At 70.8% G+C, this 14,269-nt stretch carries 9 protein-coding genes; 8 read left to right on the forward strand and 1 reads right to left on the reverse strand.

Annotation, left to right across the window (positions count from 1 at the left end; genetic code table 11):
* Positions 1-72 precede the first annotated feature (72 nt).
* The 4 genes from hrpB (at position 73) to ABTU92_RS17275 (ending at position 8,246) form a co-directional block, all read left to right on the forward strand.
* A complete protein-coding gene (gene hrpB, locus ABTU92_RS17260) occupies positions 73-2,583 on the forward strand; it encodes an ATP-dependent helicase HrpB (protein WP_408092772.1) in 2,511 nt (836 codons plus the stop codon).
* Between the two features lie 219 nt (positions 2,584-2,802).
* The gene (locus tag ABTU92_RS17265; protein WP_408092774.1) at positions 2,803-5,964 is read left to right on the forward strand and encodes a penicillin-binding protein 1A; all 3,162 of its coding nucleotides are present in this window, start codon (positions 2,803-2,805) and stop codon (positions 5,962-5,964) included.
* 18 nt (positions 5,965-5,982) lie between these two features.
* Complete coding sequence (locus ABTU92_RS17270) at positions 5,983-7,050, forward strand: hypothetical protein (RefSeq protein WP_408092776.1); 1,068 nt, start codon at positions 5,983-5,985, stop codon at positions 7,048-7,050.
* 218 nt (positions 7,051-7,268) lie between these two features.
* Positions 7,269-8,246, forward strand: a complete 978-nt coding sequence (locus ABTU92_RS17275) for a S1C family serine protease (RefSeq protein WP_408092778.1) — start codon at positions 7,269-7,271, stop codon at positions 8,244-8,246.
* 145 nt (positions 8,247-8,391) lie between these two features.
* Here the strand turns inward: ABTU92_RS17275 and ABTU92_RS17280 are convergent, their stop codons facing one another.
* Positions 8,392-10,224 carry a M3 family oligoendopeptidase gene (locus ABTU92_RS17280; protein ID WP_408092780.1) on the reverse strand — a complete coding sequence of 611 codons (1,833 nt, stop codon included), beginning with the start codon at positions 10,222-10,224 and terminating at the stop codon, positions 8,392-8,394.
* Positions 10,225-10,713: 489 nt separating this feature from the next.
* Between ABTU92_RS17280 and fldA the strand changes: the two genes are divergently transcribed.
* The 4 genes from fldA (at position 10,714) to pgm (ending at position 14,231) form a co-directional block, all read left to right on the forward strand.
* Complete coding sequence (gene fldA / locus ABTU92_RS17285) at positions 10,714-11,199, forward strand: flavodoxin FldA (protein WP_408092782.1); 486 nt, start codon at positions 10,714-10,716, stop codon at positions 11,197-11,199.
* Positions 11,178-11,621 (forward strand): DUF2023 family protein, encoded by a 444-nt coding sequence (locus tag ABTU92_RS17290; RefSeq protein WP_408092784.1) that lies wholly within the window; start codon positions 11,178-11,180, stop codon positions 11,619-11,621. Before fldA ends, ABTU92_RS17290 begins: the two co-directional genes overlap by 22 nt.
* A gap of 156 nt (positions 11,622-11,777) precedes the next feature.
* Positions 11,778-12,278, forward strand: a complete 501-nt coding sequence (locus ABTU92_RS17295; protein WP_408092786.1) for a TIGR02281 family clan AA aspartic protease — start codon at positions 11,778-11,780, stop codon at positions 12,276-12,278.
* Positions 12,279-12,569: 291 nt separating this feature from the next.
* Positions 12,570-14,231 (forward strand): phosphoglucomutase (alpha-D-glucose-1,6-bisphosphate-dependent), encoded by a 1,662-nt coding sequence (gene pgm, locus ABTU92_RS17300; RefSeq protein ID WP_408092788.1) that lies wholly within the window; start codon positions 12,570-12,572, stop codon positions 14,229-14,231.
* The last annotated feature ends 38 nt before the right edge of the window (positions 14,232-14,269 follow it).

Raw genomic sequence — 14,269 nt, forward strand, 5'->3', positions numbered from 1 at the left:
CGCCCGCAAGGGTGGTCTTTTATCGCAGTTAATCGCCGGGCGTAGCCGGCACACACGAACGTGAAGAGTCCGATGCGGTTCGACGTCCCCCTGCCGATCGACGAGGCCCTGCCGGCGCTCACCGCGGCGCTCGCGACGCGCGACGCCGCCGTGCTGGTCGCGCCGCCCGGCGCCGGCAAGACGACGCGGGTGCCGCTGGTGCTGGCGGCCGAGCCGTGGGCCAGGGCCAAGAAGATCCTGGTGCTGGAGCCGCGTCGGCTCGCCGCCCGCGCGGCCGCCGCCCGCATGGCCGCGACGCTCGGCGAAAGCGTCGGCGACACGGTCGGCTACCGGGTGCGCTTCGGCTCGAAGATCTCGGGGAAGACCCGCATCGAGGTGGTCACAGAGGGCGTGTTCACCCGCATGATCCTCGACGACCCGACGCTCGACGGCGTCGCCGCGGTGCTGTTCGACGAGTTCCACGAGCGCTCGCTCGATGCCGATCTCGGCCTGGCGCTCGCCCGCGACGCTCAGGAGGGGCTGCGCGAGGACCTCAAGCTCCTCGTCATGTCCGCCACCATCGACGGCGCCCGCATCGCAAAAAGCCTCGGGGACGCCCCCGTGGTGAAGAGCCGGGGCCGCGCCTTCCCGGTCGAGACGAGACACCTGCCGCGCGATCCCGGCAGGCACCTGGAGCCGCAGGTCGCCGAGGCGGTGCTGCGGGCGCTGCGGACCGAGCCCGGCTCGATCCTGGTGTTCCTCCCGGGCGCCGCCGAGATTCGCCGCACCGAAAGTCTCCTGGCCGAGAAGCTGGCCGATCCGGCCGTCGACGTGGTGCCGCTGTTCGGGGCACTCGACGCCGACGTGCAGGACCGCGCCGTGGCGCCGGCGCCGGCCGGCCGCCGCAAGGTCGTGCTGGCGACATCGATCGCCGAGACCTCGCTGACCATCGAGGGCGTCCGGGTGGTGGTCGACTCCGGCCTCGCCCGGGTGCCACGCTACGAGCCGGATCTCGCCCTCACCCGCTTGGAGACCGTGCGGGTGTCGCGCGCCGCGGCCGACCAGCGCCGCGGCCGCGCCGGGCGCACCGAGCCGGGCGTCTGCTACAGGTTGTGGGACGAGCGCGAGACGGCCTCGCTCGAGCCGTTCGTGCAGCCCGAGATCCTCGCCGCCGATCTCGGCGGCTTCGTGCTCGACCTCGCCCATTGGGGCGTGACCGACCCGGGTAAGCTCCTGTTTCTCGATCCGCCCCCGCCCCCCGCCTTGGCCGAGGCCACCGCGCTGTTGAAAAGCCTCGGCGCGCTCGGCCCGGACGGCCGCATCACCGATCTCGGCCAGCGCCTGCGCGCCCTGCCGCTGCCGCCGCGGCTCTCCCGCATGGTGCTGGCGGCGGCCGGGCTCGGCGCGGCTCCCTTGGCGGCAGACATCGCCGTGGTGATCACCGAGCGCGGGCTCGGCGGCACCGACCCGGACTTGCGCCACCGCGTCGAGGGTCTGCGGCGCGACCGCTCGCGCCGCGCCGAGGACGCCCGCCGCATGGCCGGCCGCTGGGCCGAGATGGCGAATGCCGGCAAGCGGGCCGGCGGCAGCCTCGGCCTTCCGGACGGCGCCCGCCTCGCCGGCGGCACCGACACGGCGGCCGGCGCCGTGCTGGCGCTCGCCTATCCGGACCGGGTGGCGAAGGCGCGCGGCGGCGCGGGCGGCGGCGTGCTGCTGGCGAGCGGCCGCGGCGCCACCGTCGACACCGCCTCGGCGCTGGCGCGGGCGCCGTTCCTCACCGTCGCTGAGCTCGCCGGGAGCGCCGGCGCCAGCCGCGTCCGGCTCGCTGCCCCGATCGCGATCGAGGACATCGAGGCGCTGTTCGCCGACCGCATCGTCGACAGCGACGAGGTGACGTTCGATTCCGGCTCGGCCAGTCTTCGCGGGCGCTGGGCGCGGCGCCTCGGCGCCGTCGCGCTCGCCGAGCGGCCGGTGAAGATCGTGCCGAACGCCGAGACGGCCCAAAGGCTCGCCGAAGGCATCGGCACGCTCGGCCTCGCGCGGCTGCCGTGGTCCTCGGCGCTGTCGCAATGGCGCGACCGGGTGAGCTTCCTGCGCCGGCACGAGGGCGAGGAGTGGCCGGACCTGTCCGACGACACGTTGCTGGCCACCGTCGGCGACTGGCTGGCGCCGGCCCTGATGGACAAGACCTCGCTCGCCGAGATCGGCGCCGACACGCTCTCCAACGCGCTGCACGCCCTGCTGCCGTGGAACCTGCGCAAGAAGCTCGACCACGACGCGCCGACCCATTTCGACGCGCCGTCCGGCTCCACCGTGCCGATCGACTACGAGAGCCCGGAGGGGCCGAAGCTCGCCATCCGGGTGCAGGAGCTGTTCGGGCTCGACCAGCATCCGAGCATCGCCGGCGGCCGCGTGCCGCTGATCGTCGAGCTTCTCTCGCCGGCGCACCGGCCCGTGCAGATCACCAAGGATCTGCCGACGTTTTGGCGCGGCTCGTACGCCGACGTCCGCACCGACCTGCGCGGCCGCTACCCCAAGCATCCGTGGCCCGAGGATCCGCTCTCCGCCCCCGCCACCCGCCGGGCGAAGCCGAGAGGGACGTGACGCCCGGGACGCGACACCCGACCAGCCGGCCGAAATCCTCCCTTAACGGCCGCGCCGTTAACCTCGTCGACGGAAACCGGGGCCGCGGGCGGGGCTAAGCCCCTGCGATGCCGCAAATTTGCACGGACCCGACGGAACGCCACCGTAAATTCGCCGTTGTAAGTCGCCTAAATCTGTAACGCCGTCCGCGTGTCGGGGCGGACCAACCGGGTCGGTGGCATGGATGTGATCCTGGTGAAGCTGCTCGCGGCGTTCCTGGCGTTGAGCCAGGTCGCGACCCGGCCCGAGGCGATCGAGACGACGTTCGACCGCGACCGCGATCAGGCCCGCGTCGTGCAGATCCTGCGCGATGGCTGCACGCACATGCGAAAGGCGTTCGACATCGAGTCGATCGACATCGACGGCCTGATCTCGACCGCGCTCGACGACCCGCAGGCCTTCACGGGCGAGATCAAGGCGTTCAAGGGGCTCGACTTCAAGGCGTTGCCGCCGCTCTACAAGCAATTCTGCAAGAACGAGACGGTGGCCGACTCGCCGGCCGACATCGGCGCCGTCGTCGACTGGTACAACAAGGCGGTCGCCGACCTGCCCGACCACAAGAAGCTCAAGGGCTACAAGCCGGCCGGCACCTCCACGATCCTGGACCAGAAGGGCGGCCGCTTCGCCGAGGTGTTCGAGCCCGACAATCGCCGCGTCTACGTGCCGCTCTCCGACATCCCGAAGCACGTGCGCGAGGCGTTCGTCGCCGCCGAGGACAAGCGGTTTTATCAGCACACGGGAATCGACGAGCGCGGCCTGATCCGCGCCATGGTCGGCAACCTCGCCCGGCCGGGCCGACCGCAGGGCGGCTCCACCATCACGCAGCAGGTGGTGAAGAATCTCCTGGTCGGCGACGACCTCACCTACGAGCGCAAGATCCGCGAGGTGATCGTCGCGGCGCGGGTCGAGCAGATTCTCTCCAAGGACGAGATCCTTGAGCTCTATCTCAACACGATCTTCCTCGGCCGCGGCTCCTGGGGCATCGAGCTCGCCGCGCGCAGCTGGTTCGCCAAGCCCGCCTCCGAGCTGACGCTGGCCGAAGGCGCGGCGCTCGCCGGCCTCACCAAGGGGCCGACCTACTACAGCCCAGACCGCCATCCGGCGCGCGCCCAGGAGCGCCTCTCCTATGTGCTGAACCGCATGCAGGAGGACGGCTTCGTCACGCCCGAGCAGGCGAGCGCGGCGCGTGCCGCCGGGGTCGCCTATGCGCCCTACGAGCGGCTCAGCCGCACGTCGGGCTTCCACGTGCTCGACCATATCGCCCGCGAGGCACGCGGCCTGCCCGGCGTGTCGCCGCTCACCGCGGCCTCTTCGACGGTGAAATCGACCATTCATCCGGACCTGCAGAAGGCGACCGAGGCGGCCCTGCAGGAGGGGCTGTGGCGCTACGAGGCGTCGACCGGCCGCGCCCAGTTCGCCGGGCCGGAGCTGAACCTCGCGGCCGCCATCCAGAAACTCCAGGCCGCCCGGGCGGCCTCGGACACCACCGCGGCCGCGCCCCCCGCGCCGGCGGCGGCCCCGCCGACCGCGACGGCGCCGGAGCCCGCCGCCGAGCCCGCTCCGCCGCCCCAGCAGAGGCGCGGCAAGAAGGCCAAGCCGGCCGCCAAGCCCGCCGCCAAGCCCGCCGCACCTGCACAGACCGCTTCGCCGGCGCCGCCCGCTCCCGCCGTGCCCTGGCTGGAGGCGTTGAAGAACGCCCGCATGCCGCTCTACGACGTGCACTGGAGCCCGGCCGTGGTGGTGCAGACCGCTCCCGACATCCGGGTCGGCCTGACCGACGGGCGCGTGCTGCCGCTGTCGAACGCGACGGCGCAGGCGCGCCGCGCGCTTTCGCTCCACGACGTCGTCTACGTGAAGGCGACCGACGGAAAGAAGGGCGCCCGCGCCGATCTGCGCATCCGACCGACCGTGCAGGGCGCCGCCCTGGTGCTGGAGAACAAGACCGGCCGGATCCTCGCGATGGCGGGCGGCTTCTCCTATCCGCTCAGCCAGATCAACCGCACGACGCAGACATCGCGTCAGCCCGGCTCGGCGTTCAAGCCGTTCACCTATCTGGCCGCGCTCCACAAGGGCCTGCAGCCCAACACGCTGGTGCGCGACGAGCCGATCACCCTGCCGCCGATCGGCGGCACCTCGGCGGCGACCCGCGAGCGCGACTACTGGACGCCGAAGAACTATTCGGGCGGCGGCTCCGGCATCCTCACGCTGCGGCTCGGCCTCGAATACTCGAAGAACCTCGTCACGGCGCAGCTGCTCGACGGCGGCATCTCGTCCGACCCGAGCCAGAGCCTCGCCAAGGTGTGCGAGCTGGCGCTCGAGGCGCAGGTCTATCGCGACTGCGTCGGCTACTATCCGTTCGTGCTCGGCGCCCAGCCGGTGCGGCTGATCGACCTCGCCGCCTTTTACGCGGCGGTCGCCAACGAGGGCCAGCGACCGGAGCCCTACGCGGTCGAGGAGGTCGAGGAGCAGGGCAAGACCGTCTACCGCCACAAGGGCGAGCCGCGCGCGCTCGCCGGCGGCGACCGCGCCGCCTTCGTCCAGCTCGAGAGCATGCTGCAGGGCGTGCTTTCGCGCGGCACCGCGCGCGCCTATGCGGGCCTCGCCCCTTATGTCGCCGGCAAGACCGGCACCAGCGACGACGAGAACGACGCCTGGTTCGTCGGCTTCTCCAACGACGTGACGATCGCCGTGTGGGTCGGCTACGACAACGCAGACGGCAAGCGCCGCACGCTCGGCTCCGGCCAGACCGGTGGCTCGGTGGCGGTGCCGATCTTCGCCGCCATCATGGACCAGGTGTGGGCCAAGGTCGCCAGGAAGACGCCGCTCGCCCCGCCCTCGCGCGAGGCGCAGAAGAGCCTGATCGCGCTGCCGATCGACCTGCGCAGCGGCACCCGCCTGCCGCAGAGCACGGCCGGCGCCTTCAGCGAGTGGTTCCGGGTGGACCGCTCCGGCGAGGTCGCCGACACCCAGCACCAGATGGTGTCGTCCTACGACGTCGCGAGCCAGGGCTATCGCGATCCCTACGACGGCGAGCTTTACGGCTACGGCACCGGCGGCAGTCCCTACGGCGGCGGTTACGGCGGCAGCTGGGGCGGGGGCGGCGGCTTCTTCCAGGGCTTCCCGTTCGGCTGGCAGCAGCAGAGCCCCTACCAGCGTCCGCAGCCCTATGGCACACCGTACGGCTCTCCCTACGGCCAGGGCGTGCGGCCGCCGGCGCAGGTGCCGGGCGGGCTGTTCGGCCAGCTCGGCCGCAGCGCCGAGCCGCGCTACTATGGCCGCGACTATCCGGCCCAGCGGGTCGACCCGCAGTACCCCTACGCCGACCGCGACAGGTATTGGTGAGTGGTGAGAAGCGATCCCGTGAGCACCCCGATGACGGCGAAGCGTCTCGTTCCGGCGCGGATTCTCGTTCCGACCCTGACGGCGGCCGTGCTGGGTCTCGCGATCGGCGCCGCCGCCGCGGCCGGCTTCCGCATCCAGGAGGTGCCGGACATCGCCAAGGTCGCGCCGGGCTCGCTGCCGGCCGGCACCATCGCCTTCACGGACCACCGCGACGACAGCCTGGTCGACCCGAAGACCGGGCTGATCCGCTTCTCCGACTGGGCCAAAGCCCGGCCGCAGCAGAAGCGCCTGCTCGCCCTCTATCCGGCCTACGAGGAGCCGAGCGTCACGGCGACCGTCAACGGCGTCAGCAAGACCTTCAAGCGCAAGCTGCACATGTATGTCGCCGAGGCGAAGCTCGAGCTCGCCCGGCCGCCGGCCAGCGTCGACCTGACACGCTTCGTCACGCTGCCGACACTGGAGACGATGGACCCGGCCATCAAGCATCGGCTGATCGGCCCGGACGCCGTGGTGCCCAACAAGGACGCGAGGCTGTCCGCCCACAACCCCGACCGCCGCTGGTGCGAGAGCCCGACCACGACGATCTGCGTCCAGTCGCGCTACCAGTTCGAGGGCAAGCTGCCGGCCGCCATCATGCTGCTCAACAAGCTGCGCGACTCCGGCAAGCAGATCGCCGACCACCTGGAGTTCCAGAGCGAGGTCCGGATCGTCCCGCCGGCCGACATCGACCAGGCCGCCGTGGCGGCCCTGACCGGGGTCGACACGCCGGTCGCGGCGGCGCTCGAGCAGACCATCGTGCACGTCAACCAGGTGATGCAGTTCGGCAAGGTCTTGGCCGTGCTGCAGCCGAGCCCGGCCGACCCCAACCGCACCATCGCCTCGATGTTCGTGGCGCTCGCCGTGGAGAGCGACCTGTTCGAGAAGCGCAAGGAGCTCGAAGGCGTGCCGGTGCTGCGCAACATGGTCCCGGCCCAGGTGCTCGCCGGCAACTCCTCGTTCAACACCGGCTCCTCGATCAGCGCCGGGCTGCCGAGCTATTCGCGCAACCGCATCGAGGCGATCGCGGCGGCGCTCGCCGCGCGTTGACGCGACGGCGCCCCCCGCAACGGCTCGTCCCGCGCGGGTTCGGTCCTTCCCGGATCACCCTGCTCCCGAGTCGTCCGGGCGACCGGACGCGACGATCTCGCATGGCGGTCCGCGCGCCCGCTTATTGTCCTCCCTGTCCAGGCTCTCTAAATCTGGCGCGGGAGCGCCTCGCCGGGCGCGCCCGGCGATGCCTTCGGCATCGCTCAGGGGAGATGCCGATGCCGTCCTCCGGGGACTGGAAGATTCCGCCGGCCGCACAGCCGAAGGCGGAGGGCTACAAGTTCGATCTCGACCAGGCGCTGTCCGCCGTCGTGTCGCTGCGCGCCGAGGTGCCGGCCGACGCCACCACGGCCGAGACGCTCGGCACCGAGCGGGCCGGCCACGGCGTCGTCATCGGCGACCGCGGCCTCGTGCTCACCATCGGCTACCTGATCACCGAGGCCGAGTCGGTGTGGCTGCGCACCATCGACGGCCGCGTCGTGCCGGGCCATCCTCTCGCTTTCGATCACGAGACCGGCTTCGGGCTGGTGCAGGCGCTCGGCCGGCTCGATCTGCCGGTGCTGCCGCTCGGCAAATCGGCCGACCTGCTGGTCGGCGAGCACGCGATCCTGGCCGCCGCCGGCGGCCGCCACCGCGCCATCGCGGCCCGCATCGTCGCCCGCCAGGAGTTCGCCGGCTACTGGGAGTACGTGCTCGACGACGCCATCTTCACGGCGCCGGCGCATCCCAACTGGGGCGGCACCGGGCTGATCAACGCCGCCGGCGAGCTGGTCGGCATCGGCTCGCTGCATCTGGAGCAGCGGCGCGACCCGGACACCGTGTTCCACGTCAACATGATCGTGCCGATCGACCTCTTGACCCCGGTGCTCGACGATCTGCTCCGCCACGGCCGGCCGAACCGGCCGGCGCGGCCCTGGCTCGGCGTCTACGTCACCGAGCTGGAGGACAAGCTGGTGGTCGTCGGGGTGGCGAAGGACAGCCCGGCCCAGCGGGCCGACCTGCGCGCCGGCGACGTGCTGCTCTCGGTCGCCGACGCGCAGGTCGACACGCTCGCCGCGCTGTTCAAGCGGATCTGGTCGCTCGGGGCCGCCGGCGTCGAGGTGCCGATCACGGTGCAGCGCGACGGCCGCATGCTGGCGCTGCGCGTCACCTCGGGCGACCGCCAACGCTTCCTGCGCATGCCGCGGATGCATTGACCCTCACCCTCATGGTGAGGAGCGGCCGCAGGCCGCGTCTCGAACCATGAGGCCACGGAACCCGAGGGACCGCCCTCGCCCTTCGAGACGGCTGCTTCGCAGTCTCCTCAGGGTGAGGGCGGAGGATCGGGCGCGCGCGCCCGCCCTACTTCCCCTCCATCGCCTCCAGCTCGTCGATCATGCTGGCGATCAGGCCGAGGCCGCCCTGCCAGAAGCCGGGGTCGCGGGCGTCGAGGCCGAACGGCGCGAGCAGCTCGGCGTGCGGCTTGGTGCCGCCGGCCGCCAGCATGTCGAGATAGCGCTCGGCGAAGCCCTCGTGGGCGTTCTCGTAGACGGCGTACAGGGCGTTCACCAGGCAGTCGCCGAACGCGTAGGCGTAGACGTAGAACGGCGCGTGGACGAAGTGGCCGATATAGGCCCAGAACGTCTCGTAACCGGGCTTCAGCTCGATCGCCGGGCCGAGGCTCTCGGACTGCACCTTCATCCAGATCTCGCCGATCCGCTCGGCGGTCAGCTCGCCCTCGCGGCGCTCGGTGTGGATGTCGCGCTCGAACGTGTAGAACGCGATCTGCCGCACCACCGTGTTGAGCATGTCCTCGACCTTGCCGGCCAGCATGGCGCGACGGCGCTTCCTGTCCGTGATGGCGTCGAGCAGCTTGCGGAAGGTGAGCATCTCGCCGAACACGCTCGCCGTCTCGGCGAGCGTCAGCGGGGTCGGCGCCATCAGCGGGCCGTTCTTGGCGGCGAGCACCTGGTGGACGCCGTGACCCAGCTCGTGGGCGAGCGTCATCACGTCGCGCGTCTTGCCCTGGTAGTTCAGCAGCACATAGGGGTGCGCCGACGGCACGGTCGGATGCGCGAAGGCGCCCGGCGCCTTGCCGGGCCGCGTCGGCGCGTCGATCCAGCGATCGGTGAAGAAGCGCCCGGCGATCTCGGCCATGCGGGGCGAGAACTGGCCGTAGGCCGACAGCACCGCGTCCTTCGCCTCGTCCCAGGGGATGGTCGGCGTCGCCACCTTGGGCAGCGGCGCGTTGCGGTCCCAGTGGGCGAGACGCTCCTTCTTGAACCACTTCGCCTTCAGGGCGTAGTAGCGGTGCGACAGCCGCGGATAGTTTTCCCGCACGGCGGCGACCAGCGCCTCGACGACCTCCCGCTCGACCCGGTTGGCGAGATGCCGCGAGTCGGCGATGTCCGCGAAGCCGCGCCAGCGGTCGGAGATCTCCTTGTCCTTGGCGAGCGTGTTGGTGATCAGCGTGAAGGTGCGCAGGTTCTTGCCGAAGGTCTCGGCCAGCGCCTCGGCGGCCTTGCGGCGCACCGTCTCGCTCGGGTTCTGCAACAGCGTCAGCGTCGGCTCCAGCGGCAGCGCCTTGCCCTGCACGGAGAAGCGCAGCCCCGCGATGGTCTCGTCGAACAGCCGGTTCCAGGCCGCGTAGCCGGTCACCGACTTCTCGTGGAAGAGCTGCTCGACGCGGTCCTCGAGCTGATACGGCTTCTCCTTGCGCACGTCCTCGATGAACGGCCGGTAGTGCCCGAGGGCCGGGTCCTGCATGGCCTTTTCGAGCAGCGCGTCGTCGATGCGGTTCAGCTCGAGCGCGAAGAACAGGAGATGCGACGAGGCGGCCGTGATCTGGTCCTGGACGTCGCCGTAGAACTTGGCCCGCACCGGATCCGTGGTGTCGCCGGCATGGACGAGGCTCGCATAGGAGATCAGGCGGCCGAGCAGGTCGTCGAGGCCTTCGAGCTGCTTGATCGCGTCGGCGAGCGCCTTCCCGGCGTCGGGCTGCGCGGCGAGCGTCGCCAGCCGGCCCTTGAATGCCTCCTCGAAGGCGACGCAGCCGGTGCGGGCGCGATCGAGATCGCGCTTCACCTCGGCCGAGTCGATGCCGGGGTAGAGATCGGCGAGGTTCCACTCGGGCAGCGCCCCGAGATCGACCGCGGTCGGAGCGGCCGGGGTCTTCGTCACAGTCGTCGCGGTCATTGCGGCAGCGGTCCTTCCAAGTCCGGGCGCCGGGCTCGCCCGCGAGACCCGGTGCAGCCGCCATCGTAGGGGGCGCGGCGCGGCGAGGCAAAGCATGGCGGCTTCCGCGGGCCGGCCTGCGGCCATTTGCGCGTCCCGCCCCGCCGGGCGGCGCGTCGATCTTCGAACAATCCCGACAGCATTGTTCACTTTCGAAACGATCAAAATTCGGATCGGTTCGAGACGGAGCCGATCATCGCGGTCGGTCAGAGCCTTGCCAGATCGCGAATGTCTTGTTTGTACGACCTATAATGACGAACGCAAAATCATCTCACACTGTCATTTCTCTAATCTACTGTATCGATACGCTTTTCTTGTTTACGCGAGGCGAAGTCGCGGGCTAGCGTCGCTCCGTACTCCGGTACGCGCACGCCCCGCCGCCGACCATGGCTCGGCCGGGGCCCTGTTGTTCGACCCCCGTCGAAGGCCTGACCCCATGAGTGTGGGACCATGAGCGTGAACGTGATCTACGGATCGGATGCCGGCGCCACGCGCGCGGTCGCCTCGCGCATCGCCAAGCGTGTCCAGGGCAAGGCGATCGACGTCGCCCAGGCGACCACGGCGGATTTCGAGACCTGCAGCCTCCTCATCCTCGGCTCGCCGATCTACGGGGCGGGCGACCTGCAGACCGACTGGGAGTTCGGCGGGCTCGACAAGCTCGCCGCCGCGAACCTCGCCGGCAAGAAGGTCGCGCTGTTCGGCACCGGCGACCAGGCGAGCTATCCGGACAGCTTCGTCGACGCCATGGGCCTGCTCTACGACCAGGTGGTCGCCAAGGGCGCCATCGTGGTCGGCTTCACCGCGACGGCCGGCTACGTCTACACGGCCTCGAAGGCCGAGCGGGACGGCAAGTTCGTCGGGCTGGCGCTCGACGAGGACGGTGAATCGTCGAAATCCGACAAGAGGATCACGGCATGGATCAGCCAGCTTCTCTGAGCGCCACGCTCGGCATCTTCCGCCATCACCTCTACGAGCTGTCGAAGGGGATGCGGCCCCTGGTGCTGATGACGGTCAATGCCGAGGCGGTGACGCCGATCGTCGAGCGGCTGGTGGCGTCGGGCGTCGCCCATCACGTCCACGCGGCCTGCCGGTCGCGCTTCAACGTGGTGTTCGGCCGCCCGGCCGCCGTCACGGCGGTCAAGCGGTTCATGTCCGGGCCGCTGTGCGACCTCTCGGCCGAGCACGACTTTATGCTGGGCATCCTGCTCGGCTACGACGCCGAGCAGCAGTGCCTGCGCTACGTCGCCCGCGCCGAGGCGGCCGGCCGCGAGAGTGCTTCGGCGAGCCGAAGCGCCGCCGAGACGGCGGCCGAGACCGCCCGGGCGCTGGCCGAGGCATCCCAGGCCGTGATGCACTGAGACGGGCTGGGTTGTTCGAGACGGGCGATCGGTAAGATCGCCGGGCCGACGGCAACCGTCCGTTTGCCATCGCGCCAGACGCCGCGGCAGCGTCAACCCGCCGATCACCGCGGCGTGCTTCACTCCGCCCCGGACATTTTCCGGGGTTCGCCGCCGATGCGCAGCATCATCGTCTTCGCGCTTCTGGCGCTGGCGCTCGCCGCCACGGTGCCGAAGCTCTATCTCGACGCCACCGCCAATCCGGCCCCGGCCGCGCCGACGAAAGCCGCCGCTCCGCCGGACTCGGGCGGCGGGACCCTGACGCTCCTGAAGGACGCGCGCGGCCATTTCCAGACCACGGCCTATCTGGACGGCGTGCGCCTCTCGTTCCTGGTCGATACCGGCGCCTCGGTGATCGCCCTCAAGGCGAGCGACGCCGCCCGGCTCGGCGTACGGCCGCGGGCCGCCGAGTTCACGGCCCGGGTGTCGACCGCCAACGGCACCGTGATGGCGGCGCCGACCCGGATCGGCAGGGTCGATGTCGGCGGCATCGTGGTCTACGACGTCGCCGCCCTGGTGCTGCCCGACGGCGCCCTGGCGGAGAACCTGCTCGGCATGTCGTACCTGTCGCGGGTCCACTTCGAGCACCGCCACGGGCGGCTGACGATCGAGAGGTAGGCGAGGCGAGCTCGTCACGCCCAGGTCGCACCTTCGATCCGTCACCCTGAGGCGCCCGGCAAAGCCGGGCCTCGAAGGGCGACGGCCGAGGAGCCGCGGCCGCATCCTTCGAGGCTCGCTTCGCGAGCACCTCAGGATGACGGGGAGAGGATGGACGCCCGGGATGACCGCGAGGTCCGCCCCCCAGGGATGACTTCCCGAAAAAATCCCCCGCGTGCCAAACCGGGCGGGGCGCAGTAGATTGGCCGGCATTTCCGCCGGACCCCGTCCGCGCCCACCAGGGACCACCCGATGACGATTTCGCCCCTCGCTGGCAAGCTTCCGCCCGCGGAGCTGCTGGTCGATCTCGACCGCCTCGACCGCGCCTATTACGAGCGCACCCCCGACGTCTCCGACGCCACCCAGAAGGTCGCCTTCGGCACCTCGGGCCACCGCGGCACGTCGCTCGCGTCCTCGTTCAACGAGGCCCACATCCTCGCGATCTCGCAGGCGATCTGCGAATACCGGGCGGCGCAGGGCATCGACGGCCCGCTGTTCATGGGCAAGGACTCGCACGCGCTCTCCGGCCCGGCCCAGCGGAGCGCCCTCGAGGTCCTGGCCGCGAACGGCGTCACGGCCGTCATCCAGCGGGGCGACGGCTACACGCCGACGCCGGTGATCTCGCGCGCCATCCTGGTCTACAACCGCGGCCGCACGGACCATCTCGCCGACGGCATCGTGATCACGCCGTCGCACAATCCGCCCGAGGACGGCGGCTTCAAGTACAATCCGCCGCACGGCGGGCCGGCCGACACCGACGCGACCAAGTGGATCGAGAACCGCGCCAACGCGCTGCTGCGCGACGGCAATCGCGACGTGAGGCGCGTCTCTTACGAGCGCGCGCTCGGCGCCGACACGACCCGGCAGGACGACTTCGTCCACTCTTACGTGAACGACCTCGAGGCCGTGGTCGACATGGCGGCCATCAAGGCGGCCGGGCTGAAGCTCGCGGTCGATCCGCTCGGCGGCGCCGGGCTCGCCTACTGGGAGCCGATCAACGCGCGCTACGGGCTCGACATCGACATCGTCAACAAGGGCGTAGACTTCCGCTTCGCCTTCATGACGGTCGACCACGACGGCAAGATCCGCATGGACTGCTCGAGCCCGCATGCGATGGCGAGCCTGGTCGGCCTGAAGGACAAGTATCAGGTCGCCTTCGGCAACGACACCGACGCCGACCGCCACGGCATCGTGGTGCCGGGCGTCGGGCTGATGAACCCGAACCACTATCTCGCCGTCGCCATCCAGTATCTGCTCACCCATCGCGAGGACTGGCCGACGACCTCGGCGGTCGGCAAGACGCTGGTCTCGTCGAGCATGATCGACCGGGTGGTCGCGAGCCTCGGCCGCAGGCTCTCGGAGGTGCCGGTCGGCTTCAAGTGGTTCGTGCCCGGCCTCGTCGACGGCTCGTGCTGCTTCGGCGGCGAGGAGAGCGCCGGCGCGAGCTTCCTGCGTCGCGACGGCACGACGTGGACGACCGACAAGGATGGGCTGATCATGGATCTGCTCGCCGCCGAGATCACGGCCGTCACCGGCAAGGATCCGGGCGAGCACTACCAGGCGCTCACCCAAAAGTTCGGGGCGCCGCACTACACGCGCATCGACGCCGCCGCGACGCCCGACGAGAAGGCGCGATTGGGCAAGCTGTCACCCGCCGCCGTGACGGCGAGCGAGCTCGCCGGCGACCCGATCACGGCGAAGCTCACCAACGCGCCCGGCAACGGCGCGGCGATCGGCGGCCTCAAGGTGACGACCGACGCCGGCTGGTTCGCGGCGCGCCCGTCCGGCACCGAGAACATCTACAAGATCTATGCGGAGAGTTTTCGGAATGCCGTTCACCTGCAGGCGATCGTCAACGAGGCGAAGGCGATCGTCTCCGCCGCGCTCTCGGGCGAGAGCACGGCGGAGGCGTGATTCAATTCACCTCTCCCCGCTTGCGGGGAGAGGTCGGA

The organism is Rhodoplanes sp. SY1 (assembly GCF_046000175.1).
Classification (GTDB): domain Bacteria; phylum Pseudomonadota; class Alphaproteobacteria; order Rhizobiales; family Xanthobacteraceae; genus Rhodoplanes.

Bases quoted from the DNA above. Each gene is read 5' to 3' on its own strand.
- hrpB (WP_408092772.1), top strand. From the start codon at position 73: ATGCGGTTCGACGTCCCCCTGCCGATCGACGAGGCCCTGCCGGCGCTC.
- ABTU92_RS17265 (WP_408092774.1), top strand. From the start codon at position 2,803: ATGGATGTGATCCTGGTGAAGCTGCTCGCGGCGTTCCTGGCGTTGAGC.
- ABTU92_RS17275 (WP_408092778.1), top strand. From the start codon at position 7,269: ATGCCGTCCTCCGGGGACTGGAAGATTCCGCCGGCCGCACAGCCGAAG.
- ABTU92_RS17280 (WP_408092780.1), bottom strand. From the start codon at position 10,224: ATGACCGCGACGACTGTGACGAAGACCCCGGCCGCTCCGACCGCGGTC.
- fldA (WP_408092782.1), top strand. From the start codon at position 10,714: ATGAGCGTGAACGTGATCTACGGATCGGATGCCGGCGCCACGCGCGCG.
- ABTU92_RS17290 (WP_408092784.1), top strand. From the start codon at position 11,178: ATGGATCAGCCAGCTTCTCTGAGCGCCACGCTCGGCATCTTCCGCCAT.
- ABTU92_RS17295 (WP_408092786.1), top strand. From the start codon at position 11,778: ATGCGCAGCATCATCGTCTTCGCGCTTCTGGCGCTGGCGCTCGCCGCC.
- pgm (WP_408092788.1), top strand. From the start codon at position 12,570: ATGACGATTTCGCCCCTCGCTGGCAAGCTTCCGCCCGCGGAGCTGCTG.